This is a genomic window from Amycolatopsis balhimycina FH 1894 (assembly GCF_000384295.1).
Taxonomy (GTDB): Bacteria; Actinomycetota; Actinomycetes; order Mycobacteriales; family Pseudonocardiaceae; genus Amycolatopsis; species Amycolatopsis balhimycina.
Window position 1 is genome coordinate 816,805 of record NZ_KB913037.1, and the last position, 15,739, is coordinate 832,543.

Annotated in this window: 14 protein-coding genes; 8 read left to right on the plus strand and 6 right to left on the minus strand. The window is 69.9% G+C overall.

Annotation, left to right across the window (positions count from 1 at the left end; translation table 11 throughout):
- Positions 1-39 precede the first annotated feature (39 nt).
- The 3 genes from A3CE_RS0102820 to A3CE_RS0102830 all read right to left on the minus strand — a co-directional run bounded on the left by A3CE_RS0102820 (position 40) and on the right by A3CE_RS0102830 (position 5,944).
- Complete coding sequence (locus A3CE_RS0102820) at positions 40-1,569, minus strand: cellulase family glycosylhydrolase (RefSeq protein ID WP_020638548.1); 1,530 nt, start codon at positions 1,567-1,569, stop codon at positions 40-42.
- Between the two features lie 10 nt (positions 1,570-1,579).
- The gene (locus tag A3CE_RS0102825) at positions 1,580-4,498 is read right to left on the minus strand and encodes a glycoside hydrolase family 48 protein (protein WP_020638549.1); all 2,919 of its coding nucleotides are present in this window, start codon (positions 4,496-4,498) and stop codon (positions 1,580-1,582) included.
- 450 nt (positions 4,499-4,948) lie between these two features.
- Complete coding sequence (locus A3CE_RS0102830) at positions 4,949-5,944, minus strand: LacI family DNA-binding transcriptional regulator (RefSeq protein WP_084642029.1); 996 nt, start codon at positions 5,942-5,944, stop codon at positions 4,949-4,951.
- Between the two features lie 249 nt (positions 5,945-6,193).
- Between A3CE_RS0102830 and A3CE_RS0102835 the strand changes: the two genes are divergently transcribed.
- The 7 genes from A3CE_RS0102835 (at position 6,194) to A3CE_RS0102865 (ending at position 13,821) form a co-directional block, all read left to right on the plus strand.
- Positions 6,194-7,501 carry an ABC transporter substrate-binding protein gene (locus A3CE_RS0102835; RefSeq protein WP_026468083.1) on the plus strand — a complete coding sequence of 436 codons (1,308 nt, stop codon included), beginning with the start codon at positions 6,194-6,196 and terminating at the stop codon, positions 7,499-7,501.
- A 4-nt stretch (positions 7,502-7,505) separates the two neighbouring features.
- Entirely contained in the window at positions 7,506-8,501 is a 996-nt protein-coding gene (locus A3CE_RS0102840) for a carbohydrate ABC transporter permease (protein ID WP_020638552.1), read from the plus strand.
- Positions 8,498-9,367: a carbohydrate ABC transporter permease gene (locus tag A3CE_RS0102845; protein ID WP_020638553.1), complete on the plus strand. Its 870-nt coding sequence runs from the start codon at positions 8,498-8,500 to the stop codon at positions 9,365-9,367. The genes A3CE_RS0102840 and A3CE_RS0102845 overlap by 4 nt, the downstream gene beginning before the upstream one ends.
- 2 nt (positions 9,368-9,369) lie before the next feature.
- Positions 9,370-10,776, plus strand: coding sequence for a GH1 family beta-glucosidase (locus tag A3CE_RS0102850; protein ID WP_169524089.1), 1,407 nt, complete (start codon positions 9,370-9,372; stop codon positions 10,774-10,776).
- 159 nt (positions 10,777-10,935) lie between these two features.
- A complete protein-coding gene (locus tag A3CE_RS0102855) occupies positions 10,936-12,702 on the plus strand; it encodes an IlvD/Edd family dehydratase (protein ID WP_020638555.1) in 1,767 nt (588 codons plus the stop codon).
- Positions 12,703-12,767: 65 nt separating this feature from the next.
- Positions 12,768-13,076, plus strand: coding sequence for a DUF3040 domain-containing protein (locus A3CE_RS0102860; RefSeq protein WP_020638556.1), 309 nt, complete (start codon positions 12,768-12,770; stop codon positions 13,074-13,076).
- A 112-nt stretch (positions 13,077-13,188) separates the two neighbouring features.
- On the plus strand, positions 13,189-13,821 hold the full coding sequence (locus A3CE_RS0102865) for a UdgX family uracil-DNA binding protein (RefSeq protein ID WP_020638557.1): 633 nt from the start codon (positions 13,189-13,191) through the stop codon (positions 13,819-13,821).
- Here the strand turns inward: A3CE_RS0102865 and ligD are convergent.
- Genes ligD through A3CE_RS0102880 form a run of 3 tightly spaced genes read right to left on the minus strand, consistent with a single transcriptional unit; the run spans position 13,814 to position 15,340 of the window.
- Positions 13,814-14,212 (minus strand): non-homologous end-joining DNA ligase LigD, encoded by a 399-nt coding sequence (ligD, locus tag A3CE_RS49870; protein WP_026468084.1) that lies wholly within the window; start codon positions 14,210-14,212, stop codon positions 13,814-13,816. The two genes, A3CE_RS0102865 and ligD, sit on opposite strands and share 8 nt — an antisense overlap.
- On the minus strand, positions 14,209-15,132 hold the full coding sequence (gene ku / locus A3CE_RS0102875; protein ID WP_020638558.1) for a non-homologous end joining protein Ku: 924 nt from the start codon (positions 15,130-15,132) through the stop codon (positions 14,209-14,211). Before ku ends, ligD begins: the two co-directional genes overlap by 4 nt.
- A gap of 10 nt (positions 15,133-15,142) precedes the next feature.
- Positions 15,143-15,340, minus strand: coding sequence for a hypothetical protein (locus A3CE_RS0102880; protein ID WP_020638559.1), 198 nt, complete (start codon positions 15,338-15,340; stop codon positions 15,143-15,145).
- Positions 15,341-15,515: 175 nt separating this feature from the next.
- Between A3CE_RS0102880 and A3CE_RS0102885 the strand changes: the two genes are divergently transcribed.
- Positions 15,516-15,728, plus strand: a complete 213-nt coding sequence (locus tag A3CE_RS0102885; RefSeq protein WP_020638560.1) for a hypothetical protein — start codon at positions 15,516-15,518, stop codon at positions 15,726-15,728.
- Positions 15,729-15,739: the final 11 nt, after the last annotated feature.

Below are 15,739 nucleotides of genomic sequence, written 5' to 3' on the forward strand. Positions count from 1 at the left end.
CTTAGTCTTTCGGGTGGTGGGGTCTTTTCGGTGGGTGGGTCAGGTGGTGCAGGCGGTCGCCCCGACGGCGAACCCGCTGGGCGTGCCGGTCGACGGCCCGGTCGCCTGGATGCCGATCGACACCGAAGCGCCGCCGGCCAGGTCGGGCGCCCAGGTGGGAGCCTTGGCCGTCGCCTGCTGGCCGGTCTGCGAGACCGTCGCGTTCCAGCCGCCGGTGATCTGCGTGCCGGCGGGCACGGTCCAGCCGAGCGCCCAGTTCTTCAGCGCCGAACTGCCCGGGTTCTTCAGGGTCACCGTGGCGATGAACCCGCCTTGCCAGGTGTTGTCGACGTGGTAGGAGACCGCGCAGCTCACCGGGGGCGGCGGGTCGCCGGGGCCGCCGCCCGATCCTGCCGGCGGGATCAGGTACGGCTGGAGGATCGCCTGCTTGGCCTGGTTGACCGTGGTCCAGTCGTCGTTGAGGATGCCGCCGGTGTCCCCGGAGTTCGGGTTCCACGACCAGTACGTGAAGCTCATGCCGGCCGGGCCGGTGCCGGTGTAGCGCATCAGTTCCTGCAGCCACGTCTTGTCGCGCGGGTCGGCGAGCGTCGTGCCGAACTCGCCGAGCAGCACCGGCGCGATGTTCTGCTTCTGCAGGTAACCGAAGAAGTGGTCCCACAGCGCGGGCATGTTCGCCGGGAACGCGGGGTCGGAGAACCACTTCTGGGCGAACACCGACGTCGCGTACTCGTGCGCCGAGTACACCAGCTTGTCCGGTTTGGACAGTCGCACCGGGAACTGCCTGGCCCCGGAGAGGTTGCCGCCCCACCAGCCGCACTGCGGGTCGCCGGTGCCGCTGACGCAGTCGACGCCCTCGACCACGACCAGCCAGTCCGGGTTCGCCGCGAGCACGGCGTTGCCGGCCCGTTCGGCGGCGAGCCGCCAGTCGGTCGCGGTGTCGCCACAGCCCCAGCAGGCCCCGCCGCCACCCTGGATCGAGTGCGGTTCGTTGTGCAGGTCCGCGCCGATCACCGTGGCGTTGCCCTTGTAGTGCTGGGCCAGCATCGTCCAGTCGGAGATCCAGCGGCTCTCCGGGTACGCGCCGGTGTACCAGAGCGGGGACTGCGCGCCGGAGTCCGGCCGGTGCCGGTCCAGGAGCACGCGCATGCCCTTGGTACCGGCGTAGCCGACGATCTTGTCCAGCACCTGCAGCCCGGACAGGCCCTGCAGGTCCGGGTTCTGCACGGCGTCGATGCTGACCGGTTTGGACCCGGGGTCGAACAGCTGGTTCGAGTACGGCAGCCGCAGCGTGTTGTACCCGAGCCCGGCCATCTGGTCGAGCATGTCCTTGTAGTTGCGGCTCCACAGGCCGTGCGGCGAGTAGTTGCCGGTTTCCGCGCCGAACCAGTTGATCCCGGTCATCCGGACCGGCGCGCCGGTCGCGTCGACCAGCTGGGAGCCGGCGGCGTGCCAGAACCCGGTGCCGGTGCCGGCCGCCGCGGTGATCTCCGGGGCCGCGGCGGCCGGGGACGCCGTGAGAACGGCGCCCCCGGTCAGTGCGGCGACCACCAGTGCGAGCAGTCGCTTCATCGAGTGCCTCTCAACCGAACAGGGCGACGTGCGCGGCGAACGCCGTGGCGATCTCCGACTGCGCCCAGAACCGGTGGTAGGTGAACGTCGGCGCGGCGCCGCCGTCCAGGTAGGACTGGACCTTCGGCCACTGCGGGTCGTTCTTGTAGAACGAGCGGATCGACAGGAACGTGGAGTTCGCGTTGATCGGGTCGCCGTTCGGCATCGTGCCCGTCCAGCCCGGCGGGACGTACAGTCCCTGGTCCGTGGTGGCGTTGTAGGTGTCGTCGAACCGGTTGTAGTCGGTCCGGGTCTCCGGCACCGCGATGCCCTTGCTGTCGGTGTTCGCCGACAGCGCGTTCAGCAGCTGCTCCCCGACCGTCTTCGCCTGGGCGTTGCTCGACCCCGACGCGTAGTAGAGCAGCGTCTTGGCCAGCGAAGCCGCGACTCCGACGTCCTGGCTGTAGTTCTTCACCGCGACGTGCAGGCTGGTGTTCGCACCCGGGCTGGTGGCGTTCCAGGTGTCCGGCGCGCCGCTCCAGGTCAGGTCGGACGGGATCTGGAAGCTCCCGCCCGCGCCGACCGTGGTGTTCGCGATCGCCCAGGGCACCCACTTGTCGAGGATCTTCTTCGCCCGGGCGTCGTTGGTCGCCTGGTAGTACTCGGCGATCCGCTCCATGCCCCAGGTCTGGAAGCCGAACCACTGGTTGCTCGGCGGGTCGTGCCAGACCGGCTGGTAGTCGTAGAACATCCCGTAGAACGTCGGCGTGCCTGCCGGCGGGGTCCCGTACTGGCCCTCCCAGCTGTTGGTCGCGCCGCCGGCGAGACCGCCCTCGGAGGACTGCAGCCACTGCAGGAACTCCATCTGACGGCTGAGGCTGGTCGCCCAGTCCTGCGCGCCGGTGGCCGAGGTGACCTTCAGGCCCGCGTCGGCCGACAACGCGTACGCCGCGAGGGGGTTCTGGTAGCCCTGGTGCGCCGCGCCGTCGCCGATCCGCCACGCCCAGGAGCTGGACGAGTCCATCGAACCGCCCCAGGCGTAGTACCACGAGATCAGGTAGTGCTCGCTGTCCTTGCCGGTCCCGGCCGGGCAGCTCGACGGGCTGACGCAGTTGCCGATCTTCTTGAAGTACTTGTCGAACAGCGAGTACCGGAGGTAGTCGCCCATCTTCGACGCCTTCTTGACGACGGCGGCGACGTCGGCGCTCTTGTTCTGCGCCGCGGCCCACTTCTCGGCCTGGAAGGCCACCTGCACCGCGCGGGCGTCCGCGTCCGGAGCGTCGGTGTACTTCCACTGCTTGGCGTAGGAGGTGTCACCGGTGAACAGGTCCAGGTACCCGTTCTTGCCACCGAACTTCAGCAGGTCGCAGCTGGGCTGCGTGACCGTCTCCCAGACCGACTCCTGCGAGCCGCGCTGGAAGGTGTTGATGAACGCCGGTGCGGTGTTCGTGCCGTCTTCGCAGTGGCCGAACTTGTAGATGTTGTCGACGTCCAGCAGCCAGTGCATGCCGTAGACGTCCGCCGACCCGTAGGCCGCCTTCAGCTCGGCTGCGATCGGGTCGCTGCCGACCGACACGCCGCTCTGCAGCTGCGACGGGTACGACTTCGGGCTCGGGTACTCGGCCGCGTACGTCGCCGGCTTGCTCGCGTTGTACCCGCTGTTGCTCGGCTGGTCCGCCGCCGACGGGATCGCGTACGTCTCGATCGACGTCCACGCCTGGTTGAACGGGGCCCAGTCACCGGTGATCCGGCCGTAGGACGCTTCGAGCCAGAGGTAGTAGCTGAACGCCTCCGACGTCGTCTCGTGGCCGTGGTCCGGTGCCTCGACGATCAGCGTCTCGATCGAGTGGTAGGGCACCAGGATGTTCCCGAACTTACGGAAGTAGCCGTTGTTCGGGTCCTTGATCTTGTTGTACTGCGTCAGGAACGCGAGCTGGTAGTCCGAAGTGGACGACGAGATCTCGTTCACCGTGACCGCGGCCGCGGTGTAGCCGGAGCTGCTCGCGGTGAAGGTCGCGCTGCCCAGCGCTCCGCCGTTGTCGGCGCTGGTGACCGTGACGTTCTGCGGCACGTTCCAGTTCGCCGTCGTGAACGTCAGGCTCGCCGGGCTCGCCGTGAGGTCCGTGCTCCCGCCCGTCCGCGCGACGGCGACCGTGACCGGGGCCGTCGGGGCGCCGGCGAGGGAGACGGCGAACGTCGTCGTGCCGCCCTGCTTGACCTGCGCGGTCGCCGGGCTCGCCACGATCGTCGGCCCCGACAGGACCTTCACGCTGACCGGGCTGGACGTCGTGCTCGCGCCCTTGTTGTCGTACGCCTTCGCCGTGATCGAGTAGGTCCCGGCCGGGACGTTGCCCCAGCTGCCCTCGAACGGCGCCGCCGTGTCGGTGGCCAGCAGCGTGTCACCGGCGTAGAACTCGACCTTGCTCACCGTGCCGTCGCTGTCGGCGGCCGTGGCGGCTAGAGGGATCGTCGCCGGGGCGTAGTAGGTGCCGGTCGAGGACGGCGCGGTCAGGCTGACCGTCGGCGCCTTGTTCGCGCCGGTGCACGACGTGCCGTTCACCGAGAAGTCGGTCGGCGGCCGGTTGGCCGAGCCCTTCGAGCCGTTGAACCCGAACGACGTGCTCGCCCCGGTGTCGAGGTGGCCGTTGTAGGACATGTTCGTCGCGGTGACCGCGGCGCCGGACTGGGCGAACGTGGCGCTCCAGCCCTGCTGGACCTTCTGGCCGTCCAGGAACGTCCAGCCGACCTTCCAGCTGTCGAACGGGGCTCCGTCGTTGCGCAGCGAGACGTTGGCGGTGAACCCGGTGTCCCAGTCGTTGGAGGTGTAGGTGACGGAACAGGCGATGTCGGCGCCGAGCGCCGGAGGTGGGGCGACCACCGCGCCCGTGACCGCCAGCACGGCCGAGGCCAGTGCCAGCGCACGCGCGCGCTTTCGGGGAGAGGAACGCATGGCTGCGGAACTCCTTTGTCCGTAGGGAGCCAGCGATCTGGGAGCGCTTCCAGACGCAGACGGTAGCCAGCTGGAAACCTGGATGTAAAGAATCGAGTCAGAAGGACACCGCGGTCCCGGACGTCACATCTGCGCGTCCGGCGAACAGCGGCCCACTGAACACTCCTGAACGGCCCGCACCGATAGGCGGAAGTTCACTCGTTCAGCCCAACGGACCAGTCACGGTGAGTCCGCAGGAAACGCTGTTTAGGACCGAAGGGGTGCATCTGGACAAGACCGCTCCCACCCATCGAGGCATGGACGCCGTGTCGACTCCCCCATCACGCGTGTCGACCCCCGAATCACGCGTGCCGGCCCCCGAATCACGCGAACCGCCCTCCGGGTACGCGCGCCAAAGGCCGACACGCGTGATCAGGAGGCCGACACGCGTGATCGGAGGGACGACACGGTTCAGCTCGAAGCGCGGACCGCCAGGGAGACCGGGAGGACCTGCTGCCGTGGCTTCAGGTTCTGGTCGGCGAGCAGCTGCATGAGGGTCTCGACCATCGCGTGGACCTGCTCGCGGGGGTCCTGGTGCACCGACGTCAGGGGCGGGTCCATGGCCGGGGCGAGGGTCGCGTTGTCGTCGAAGCTGACGACCGCGACGTCGTCCGGGATGCGGCGGCCCGCCGCGTCGAGGGTGCGCAGCGCCCCCACCGCCATCATGTCGCTGGCCACGAACACGGCGTCGAGGTCCACGTGCCTGGCCAGCAGCGCGGACATCGCGTTCGCTCCGCCGGACAGCGTGAAGTCGGCCTCTTCGACCAGGTCGGCGGGGTCGAGCCCGGCGTCGAGGAGGGTCTTGCGCCAGCCGGCGAGCCGGTCGATCGGGGCGCTCTGGTCCTGCGGACCGGCGATGGTGGCGATCCGCCGCCGCCCGGTGGCGACCAGGTGCTGGACTGCCAGCCGGGCGCCGCCCTCGTTGTCGAAGTCGACGACGTGCACGCCGCGCCGGATGCCGGCCGCCTGTCCGCCGAACACGATCGGGATCCGGAGCAGCCGCAGCGCCTTGGGCAGCGGGTCGGCGCGGTGCGGCGCGAACACCAGCGCGCCGTCGACGTGCCCGCCCTCGAGGAACCGGACCGTCTTGCCCAGGTCTTCGCGCGTGTCGCTGAAGATCAGCACCATCTGGCGGCCGACGTCGGCGAGCTCCCGGTAGCCGGCCCGCATGACGGCGGTGCGGTACGGGTCGTCGAGCAGCCGGGCCTCCGGCTCGGACAGCACCACCGCGACCGCCCCGGTGCGGCGCGTGACCAGCGACCGGGCCGCCTGGTTCGGGGAATAGCCCAGGTCACGGGCCGCGGCGAGGACCTTCTCGCGCGCCGCCGCGCTGACGTACGCGTCGTCGTTCAACGCGCGTGACGCCGTCGACCGCGACACCCCGGCGAACGCCGCGACGTCCTCCAGTGTCGGCCGTTCGTCATCCCCTGCTCGAGGCCCCACGGTACCGCCCTCGCTCACCACAACCACCCGGACGTCGACAGCTTAACGGTCACGCAGGGCAATGTCCGGGAGCGCTCCTCGCAGGAAACGCTCCGGTTACGACCTCTTGACACCAGTGGAGGGCCCCAGCAGACTCGGCGACACCTGGGAGCGCTCCCAGATCGGCTCCCAGCAGTGAGAGCGCTCATTCCCGTCAACAAGGTGGTTGGACACGTGAGAATGTTCCGGAACGGCCTGGTCCTGGCACTGGGCATCACGATGACGGCGCTCGGCGCCTCGGCCTGCAGCGGAGGCGGTGAACAGACCCCACCGGCGGCGGCGAACCCGAACGAGCACGTCGACCTGACCCTGGCAACGTTCACCGAGTTCGGCTACGAGGCCCTCATCCCGGAGTACGAGCGGCTGCACCCCAACATCAAGATCACCCACCGCAAGACCGGCGAAGGTGGCCCCTACCACCAGGACCTCATCACCAAGCTGGCCGCCGGCTCGGGTCTCGCCGACGTCACCGCGGTCGAAGAGGGCCACCTGTCCGACGTCCTGGACAAGGGCTCGAAGTTCAACGACCTGAGCAAGATCGGGCCGGCCGACGTCACCCCCGACCGCTGGCTCGGCTGGAAGTACGACGCCGCCAAGACCAAGGACGGCAAGGTCATCGGCTACGGCACCGACATCGGGCCGCTGGCGATGTGCTACCGCAAGGACCTGTTCGCCGCGGCCAAGCTGCCGACGGACCCCGAAGCCGTGAAGCCGCTCTTCGCCACCTGGGACAGCTACTTCGCGGCCGGCGCCGACTACGTGAAGAACACCGGCGGCAAGGCGTGGTTCGACTCGGCCTCGCAGAACTTCAACGCCATGGTCAACCAGCTCCCGCAGGGCTACATCGGCACCGACGACAAGCTCGCCGTCGAGAACAACCAGGGCATCAAGGATGCCTGGACCAAGGTCACCGACGCGGTCGCCAAGGGCGAGTCGGCCAAGCTCACCGCGTTCAGCCCCGAATGGAACTCCGCCTTCAAGCAGAGCGCGTTCGCCACGAAGGTGTGCCCGTCGTGGATGCTCGGCGTCATCAAGGAGCACGCCGGCCCGGAAAACGCCGGCAAGTGGGCGGTCACCGCGGCGTTCCCCGGCGGCGGCGGCAACTGGGGCGGCTCGTACCTGACCGTGCCGACGCAGTCGAAGCACCCGAAGGAAGCGGCCGAACTGGCTGCCTGGCTGACCGCGCCCGAGCAGCAGGTCAAGGCGTTCCAGGCCAAGGGCAACTTCCCGAGCCAGGTCAAGGCGCTCACGGACCCGGCGCTGCTGAGCTACACCAACCCCTACTTCGGCGACACGAAGATCGGCGAACTGTTCGCCGAGCAGGCCAAGAAGGTCCAGAAGCCGCAGTACAAGGGCCCGGGCGACGGCCAGATCCAGGAGAACGCGTCCAGCCCGGCTCTGCAGGCGGTCGAACAGGGCAAGAAGTCGCCGGCGGACGCCTGGAACCAGATGGTCGACGCCGCGAAGAAGATCACGCGCTGAGCAGATGACCGTCATCGACAAGATCGCGCCGGAAGGGAGTAAGGCCGGGGAGCGAGTGTCTCCCCGGCCCACCTTCCGTCACCGGTTGAGCCGGTGGGACGTCAAGGTATCGCCGTACCTCTACGTCGCACCGTTCTTCATCGTCTTCGGGATCGTCGGGCTCTTCCCACTGCTGTACACCGCGTACGTCTCGCTGTTCAAGTGGAAGGCCGGGGACGAACACCCCGACTTCATCGGCCTCGACAACTACAAGGAGCTGTTCTCCGACAGCCAGTTCTGGAACGCGCTGACCAACACGATCAGCATCTTCCTGCTCTCCAGCGTCCCGCAGCTCATCATCGCGATGATGCTGGCGGCGCTGCTCGGTGCCCGGCTGCGCGGAGCGACGGGCTGGCGGGTCGGCATCCTGCTGCCCTACGCGGCCAGCCTCGTCTCGATCGGGATCATCTTCGCGAACCTGTTCGGCCCCAAGTACGGGCTGATCAACGGCGTGCTGCAGACGATCGGGCTGGACCCGGTCGACTGGCAGGCCGACCGGTTCGGCAGCCACGTCGCGATCGCGATCATGGTGAACTGGCGCTGGACCGGGTACAACGCCCTGATCGTGCTGGCGGCGATGCAGGCGATCCCGAAGGAACTGCACGAGGCGGCGCTGATCGACGGCGCGGGCATGTGGCGCCGGTTCTTCAACGTCACGCTGCCCCTGCTGAAACCCACGCTCGTCTTCGTCACCATCACCTCGACGATCGGCGGCCTGCAGATCTTCACCGAGCCCAAGCTGTTCGACGCCATGCCGGGGTCGAACAACGGCGGCTCCAGCAACCAGTTCCAGACGGTGACGCTGTACCTCTACCAGTCGGCGTTCGAGAACTACAGCCTCGGTTACGCCTCGGCGATCGCCTGGGTGCTGTTCGTGATCATCGTGCTCATCGCGCTGGTGAACTTCTTCCTCACCGGCAGGCTGACCCGCACCCCGGCGGTGAAGGTGAAGGAGAAATGACCGCACTCCACGGTGACGTTCACGCGGGGCTGCGCAAGCGCGTCGCCACGCTCGGCAAGCCGCGCAAGGCGACCTACATCGTGCTGGCGATCTTCGTGCTCGGCTCGCTGTTCCCGTTCTACTGGTCGTTCCTGGTGGCCAGCCGCGACAACGGGATGCTCACCGAGCGCATCCCGCCGTTCCTGCCCGGCGGGAACTTCTTCGCCAACGCCGCCCGGGTCTTCGACACCGTGCCGTTCTGGAAGGCGCTCGCCAACAGCGTCATCGTGTCCGGCACGGTCACCCTGACCACGGTGCTGTTCTCGTCGCTGGCCGGGTTCGCCTTCGCCAAGCTGCGGTTCCGCGGGCGGAACGGGCTGTTCGTGTTCATCGTCGTCACGCTCGCCGTGCCGACCCAGCTCGGCATCATCCCGTTGTTCATCGCGATGTCGGAACTGGGCTGGGCCGGTCACCTCGAGTCGGTGATCGTGCCCAACCTGGTCACCGCCTTCGGCGTGTTCTGGATGCGTCAGTACACAGTGGACGCTCTGCCGTACGAGCTGATCGAGGCCGCGCGCGTCGACGGCTGCAGCATGATCCGGATCTTCTGGAACGTCTGCCTGCCCGCGGTGCGCCCGGCCGCGGCGATCCTCGCGATGTTCACGTTCATGATGTCGTGGAACGACTTCCTGTGGCCGCTCGTCGTGCTGGACGCCGGCAACCCCACCGTCCAGGTGGCCCTGGAAAAGCTGCAGAGCGGCTACTACGTCGACTATTCGCTCGTCCTGGCCGGCACGACCCTGGCCACCATCCCCATCCTCATCGTCTTCGTCCTCCTCGGCCGCCAGATCGTGGCCGGGATCATGCAAGGTGCCGTGAAAGGGTGACCATGTCCGTACATCCCGACAGCGTTCGGGCGGAGACCGCGTTGATGTTCCCGCCTGGCTTCGTCTGGGGCGCCGCCACCGCGGCGTTCCAGGTCGAAGGAGCCACCACGGCCGACGGGCGCACCGACTCGGTCTGGGACGTCTTCGCCCGCCGCCCGGGCGCGGTCCGGGGCGGCGACAACGGCGAACCGGCGGCCGACCACTACCGGCGGTACTCCGAGGACGTCAGTCTGATGCGCCGGCTCGGTCTCGGTGCCTACCGGTTCTCGCTGGCGTGGCCGCGGGTGCGGCCGGACGGCGGCGAGCCGAACGCCGCCGGGCTCGCCTTCTACGACCGGCTGGTCGACTGCCTGCTCGAGGCCGGGATCCAGCCGTGGGCGACGCTCTACCACTGGGACCTGCCGCAGGCGCTGGAGGACAAGGGCGGCTGGACGTCGCGGGACACGGCGTTCCGGTTCGCCGAGTACGCCGAAACCGTGCTGGAGCGGCTCGGCGACCGCGTCGCCAGCTGGTCGACGCTGAACGAGCCGTGGTGCGCGGCGATGCTGGGCTACGCGGGCGGCATCCACGCCCCCGGCCACACCGACCACCCGGCGGCCGTCGCCGCCACGCACCACCTGCTGCTGGGCCACGGCCTGGCGATGGACATCATCCGGCGGCACTCCCCGGGCACCCCGGCGGGCGTCACGCTGAACCTGTACCCGGTCGCCCCGCACGACCCGGCCGACCCGGCCGACGTCGACGCGGCCCGGCGGATCGACGGCCTGCAGAACCGGCTGTTCCTCGACCCGGTGCTGCGCGGCGGCTACCCGGACGACCTGGTCGCCGACCTCGCGCCGTTCGGGCTGGGCGAGGTGGTCCGGGACGGGGACGCGGCGATCATCGCGGCGCACGTCGACTGGCTCGGCGTGAACTACTACCGCGACTACCGCGTCGCGGGCCGCCCGGTGCCGGGCAGCGAGCCGGCCGGCCCGGAGTGGGTCGGCGCGGGCGACGTGCACTTCGTCCCGGACCCGGCCGCCCCCCGCACCGACTCCGGCTGGGAGGTCCAGCCCGCCGGGCTGACCGAGTCGCTGCTGGAGGTCCACCGCAACTACCGGCCGGTGCCGCTGTACATCACGGAGAACGGCGCGGCCTACCCCGACGTCGTCGGCGACGGCGGTGACATCGCCGACACCGACCGCGTCGCGTTCCTCGACTCCCACCTGCGGGCGGCGCACGACGCCATCCAGGAGGGCGTCGACCTGCGCGGGTACTTCTACTGGTCGCTGCTCGACAACTTCGAGTGGGCGGAGGGGTACGCGAAGCGGTTCGGCCTCGTCCACGTCGACTACGAGACCCAGCAGCGGACCCCGAAGCGCAGCGCGCAGTGGTACGCCCGGGTGATCGGCCTCAACGGCCTCGGCTGACCGCCCGGCTCAAGTCCGTGAATGGCACATCGAGGGACCCTGAATCCACTCAGCGGCGCGTCAGCGCCTCCGTTGAGGGTGGTGGCGGGGGCATGGACGGACCCTCGATGTGCCATTCACGGCTTTCCGGACCGCGGCGCAGTTGACAGACTGGCCGGTATGGGACTGCGCAGCGAAGCTTGGTTCAACAACCCCGCCGACCCCGGCATGACCGCGCTCTACCTCGAGCGGTACATGAACTGGGGCCTCACCCGCGAGGAGCTGCAGTCCGGCAAGCCGATCATCGGGATCGCGCAGACCGGCTCCGACCTCACCCCGTGCAACCGGCACCACCTGCAGCTGGCCGACCGGACCCGGGAAGGCATCCGCGAGGCGGGCGGGATCGCCATCGAGTTCCCGGTGCACCCGATCCAGGAGACCGGCAAGCGCCCGACCGCCGCGCTGGACCGCAACCTCGCCTACCTCGGCCTGGTGGAGACGCTCTACGGCTACCCGATCGACGGCGTCGTGCTCACCACCGGCTGCGATAAGACGACCCCGGCGTGCCTGATGGCCGCCGCGACCGTCGACATCCCCGCCATCGTGCTGTCCGGCGGCCCGATGCTCAACGGCTGGCACGGCGGCGAGCGCACCGGGTCCGGCACCATCATCTGGAAGGCGCGGGAGCTGCTCGCCGCCGGCGAGATCGACGACGCCGGGTTCATGGAGCTCGTCGCGTCGTCCGCGCCGTCACCGGGACACTGCAACACCATGGGCACCGCGTCCACGATGAACGCGCTCGCCGAGGCGCTCGGGATGAGCCTGCCCGGCTGCGCGGCCATCCCGGCGCCGCACCGCGACCGGGCCCGGATGGCCTACCGCACCGGGCTGCGGATCGTCGAGATGGTGACCGAAGACCTCAAGCCGTCGGACATCCTGACGCGGGAGGCGTTCGAGAACGCCATCGTGGTGAGCTCCGCGATCGGCGGTTCGACCAACGCGCCCATCCACATCGGGGCCATCGCCCGGCACATCGGCGTCGACGTCCCGCTGGACGACTGGCAGCGGCTCGGGTACCGGGTGCCGCTGCTGGTCGACCTGCAGCCCGCGGGCAAGTACCTCGGCGAGGAGTTCCACCGCGCGGGCGGCGTGCCGGCCGTGGTGCACGAGCTGCTGCGCCACGGGCTCGTCCACGAGGACGCGCCCACGGTCAACGGCCGCACCCTCGGCGAGAACTGCCGCGGCGCCGAGGCCGGCGACCGGGACGTCATCCGCACCTTCGAGACCGCGCTCGTGCCCGACGCCGGGTTCCTCGTGCTGAAGGGCAACCTCTTCGACGCGGCGATCATGAAGTCCAGCGTCATCTCACCGGAGTTCCGGCGGCGCTACCTCGCCGGCGGCGTCTACGAGGGCACCGCGGTCGTGTTCGACGGCCCGGAGGACTACCACGCCCGCATCGACGACCCGGACCTCGGCGTCGACGAGCACTCGCTGCTCGTGATGCGGGGCACCGGCCCGCTCGGCTACCCGGGCTCGGCGGAGGTGGTGAACATGCGGCCGCCGGCGGCGCTGATCAAGCGGGGCATCCACGAGCTGCCGTGCCTCGGCGACGGCCGCCAGTCGGGCACCTCCGGGTCGCCGTCGATCCTCAACGCCTCCCCCGAAGCCGCCGCGGGTGGCGGGCTCGCCGTGCTGCGGACCGGTGACCGCGTGCGGATCGACCTCGCCGCGGGCACCGCGGACGTCCTCCTCCCGGACGAAGAACTCGCCTTGCGCCACAAGGAACTCGCCGAGTCGGGCGGCTACCCGGTGCCCGCGGCGCAGACGCCGTGGCAGGAGATCCAGCGGTCGATGGTCGACCAGCTGTGTGACGGCATGGTGCTGCGCCCGGCCGTGGCGTACCAGCGGATCGCCGCGACGAAGGGAATCCCCCGCGACAACCACTGAATTCCCCGCTTCGGCCGGGCGGAAAACGGGTACCCACTCCATCAGCCGAGGCGAGGAGGCCCCCGATGCTCCCCGAGCGAGAACGCCACGCCCTGCGCGCGATCGAAGCGGAGCTGCAAGCGAGCGATCCCGCCTTCGCCGCCGCCTTCAGCGGCCGCAAGCTGGGCTCCCCCAAACGCTGGAACCTGCTGCTGGTGCTCTGTGACGTCACAGCGGCGGTGATGCTGCTCGTCGGCCTGTTCGCCCGCGACGCCTCGCTGGTGCTCTGGGGCACGGTGAGCGCGGGCGCGCTGGTGGCGTGGCACATCGCCCGCGCCGAGTCGGTCCGCGTGTCCACTGAGGACGAGACGCCCCGGGCGGCAGGCGCACCCTGAGCGAAACGCCGTACGGCCGTCCACGGTGAGGACCGTGGGCGGCCGTACGGCGTTCCCGGCTACCCGGGCCCGTCAGGTTTACCCGCGCGCCCCACAGGGAATTTCCCGGCACATGCCCGATTCCCGCGGTGCCGAGCCGCCGGACACCACCGACCTCGACCGCCTGCGGTCGGCGGCGTCCGGCTGCCACGGCTGCCCCCTGTACCAGGACGCGACCCAGACCGTCTTCGGCGAAGGAACGCCCGAGGCGAAGATCCTCGTCGTCGGCGAGCAGCCGGGCGACAAGGAGGACCTGGCGGGCGAACCGTTCGTCGGCCCCGCCGGCAAGCTCCTGGACCGGGCTTTCGAAGAAGCCGGTTTCGACCGGCGGTCGCTGTACGTCACCAACGCCGTCAAGCACTTCAAGTTCAAGCGCGACGAGCGCGGCAAGCGCCGCATCCACCAGAAGCCGGGCCGCACGGAGGTCGTCGCGTGCCGCCCGTGGCTGCTGGCGGAGCTGCGTGCGGTGCGCCCGGACCTGGTGCTGCTGCTGGGCGCGACGGCCGCGCAGTCGTTGCTGGGCCCGAAGTTCCGGATCACCGCCCACCGCGGCGAGCCGGTGGACGCGCCGGCGGACGTGGCCGATCTGGTGCCGTCCGCGGTGGCGACGGTCCACCCGTCGGCGGTCCTGCGGGCACCCGACCGGGACGAGGCCTACGCCGCCTTCGTCGCCGACCTGAAGGCAGCCGGCAAGACCCTCAGGTGAGCTGCGTCAGCGCGGCCTCGGCCGAGGCCGCGTGTTCGCCGAGCCCGCTCGTAGTGGTCGCGGATGCGCCGCGCGACCGCGCGCAGCTCCGCGACCGGCGTGTCGTCCGGCGGGTCGAGGTCCGGTACGAGCCGGTCCGGGCGCTCGGGGCATCCACAGTGGACAGCCAGACGTGGAACTCGGCCGTCCCCTGGTTCGCCAGGTATTCCAGCGTCCCGGCGTCCTCGCAGACGACGTATTCGTCGATGCCGCCGCCGCGCCGGGGGACGCGCCCGACCCGGATCGAATCCGGGAAGTGCTCCCCCGGGTGCTTCTGGAACCAGCCCTGCTCGCCGATGCCGTCGGGGAAGCGCCGCAGCGTCAGCGGGCTCGCGCCGGCCGGGCCCCTCACGACGCCTTCAGCGCCTTCTCGAGTTCGGCGCGCGTCATCTTCGACCGGCCCTTCACGCCCTGCTCACGGGCGAGCTTGTCCAGATCGGACTTCGACAGCCCGGAAAGCCCGGGCCGCTTCTTCTTCGGCTCCTTGCCGCCGCGCTTGCGGTTCTTGACGCTGCGCGACAGCGCCTCGAAGAGGTCGACGACGTCGGCCGACTGCTCCGGCTCCTCTTCGTGGGTGATCTCCTCGCCTGCCTGCTTGGCCTTGATCAGCTCTTCGACGCGCTTCGAGTACTCGTCGCGGTAGTCCTCGGGCTTCCACGGCGCGGTCATCTCGTCGACCAGGGCGAGGGCCATGTCCAGCTCCTTGGGCCGCGGCTTCGGCAGCTGCGGGAGCTTGCCCATGACGTCCTTCGGCTTGCGCAGGTCCGCGATGAAGTGCAGCGTGTTGAGCACCATGACGTCTTCCCCGGCGCGGATCGCGGCGAGGTATTCCTTGCCGCGCAGCACGAACTTCGCGACGCCCGCCTTCTCGCTGCGGTCCATCGCCCGCAGCAGCAGGCCGTAGGCCTTGGCGAAGTCCTCCTTCGCCGGCTTGAGCCAGTACGTCTTGTCGAAGAACCACGGGTCGATCTCCTCGAGCTCGACGAACTGCTCGATGTCGATCCGGCGGGACCGCTCGGGCGCGATTTCGTCCAGCTCGTCCGGTTCGACGAGCACGTGGTCCCCGCCGCCGAGGGCGTAGCCCTTGACGATCTCGTCCCGGGCGACCTCGTCGCCGGTCCGCTCGTTCACCCGGCGGTTGCGGATCCGGTCCGACGTCCCGCGTTCGAACTGGTGGAAGTGGATCGTGTGGTCCGCCACCGCCGGGTACAGCTCCACCGGAACGGTGACCAGCCCCAGGCTCAGCGCACCGCTCCACACCGGTCGGGCCATGTCGGCCTCCTCAGGCGACGTCGCTGGCGCGCCGGCCGGTGGCGTGCAGGCCCAGCATGTCCAGCAGCCGCGCGCAGTCCTCGGCGTCCTTGGCCCGCGCCGCCACGGCCAGTGCCGCCTTGCGCCGGGAACGCTCCAGTTCCGGCGAGTCCCCGCCGTCGGCGAGCAGGTCCGCCACCGGCCGCAGGTCGTTCCGCTTGTCTCGCATCTTGGCTCCCCTCGGTCAGTCCCCGGTGCTCCTTCGCCGACGGATTACCCCGGATCACCCCGCGCGACACGGGAGTCACCGAAGACGATCCACGCTAGGCCGAACGAGTGAATTCGGCTGGTACCGGCCCCGAAGACGGGCAAGGTGGTGAGATCCACGTCACACAGGAGGTCGGATGGGCGCCCAGCTCCGCATCAGCCGCGAGGAAGGGGCACTCCCCTGCGAGGTCTGCGGGTTCCCGACGATGCACGTGGCCCAGGTCGTCGCCGACGACGGGACGGTGCTCGGCCGCACCCTGGTCTGCACGACCTGCCAGCTCGCCAAGCAGCACCCGGAACCGGCGGCGACCGAAGCGGAGGCCCCACCGGACGAGGTCCAGACCGCTTAGCCCGTCCGTCC

Excerpts from the sequence above, each read along its gene's own strand:
- A3CE_RS0102820 (WP_020638548.1), bottom strand. The coding sequence starts at position 1,569 with ATGAAGCGACTGCTCGCACTGGTGGTCGCCGCACTGACCGGGGGCGCC.
- A3CE_RS0102825 (WP_020638549.1), bottom strand. The coding sequence starts at position 4,498 with ATGCGTTCCTCTCCCCGAAAGCGCGCGCGTGCGCTGGCACTGGCCTCG.
- A3CE_RS0102840 (WP_020638552.1), top strand. The coding sequence starts at position 7,506 with ATGACCGTCATCGACAAGATCGCGCCGGAAGGGAGTAAGGCCGGGGAG.
- A3CE_RS0102845 (WP_020638553.1), top strand. The coding sequence starts at position 8,498 with ATGACCGCACTCCACGGTGACGTTCACGCGGGGCTGCGCAAGCGCGTC.
- A3CE_RS0102850 (WP_169524089.1), top strand. The coding sequence starts at position 9,370 with ATGTCCGTACATCCCGACAGCGTTCGGGCGGAGACCGCGTTGATGTTC.
- A3CE_RS0102855 (WP_020638555.1), top strand. The coding sequence starts at position 10,936 with ATGGGACTGCGCAGCGAAGCTTGGTTCAACAACCCCGCCGACCCCGGC.
- A3CE_RS0102860 (WP_020638556.1), top strand. The coding sequence starts at position 12,768 with ATGCTCCCCGAGCGAGAACGCCACGCCCTGCGCGCGATCGAAGCGGAG.
- A3CE_RS0102865 (WP_020638557.1), top strand. The coding sequence starts at position 13,189 with ATGCCCGATTCCCGCGGTGCCGAGCCGCCGGACACCACCGACCTCGAC.
- ku (WP_020638558.1), bottom strand. The coding sequence starts at position 15,132 with ATGGCCCGACCGGTGTGGAGCGGTGCGCTGAGCCTGGGGCTGGTCACC.
- A3CE_RS0102880 (WP_020638559.1), bottom strand. The coding sequence starts at position 15,340 with ATGCGAGACAAGCGGAACGACCTGCGGCCGGTGGCGGACCTGCTCGCC.
- A3CE_RS0102885 (WP_020638560.1), top strand. The coding sequence starts at position 15,516 with ATGGGCGCCCAGCTCCGCATCAGCCGCGAGGAAGGGGCACTCCCCTGC.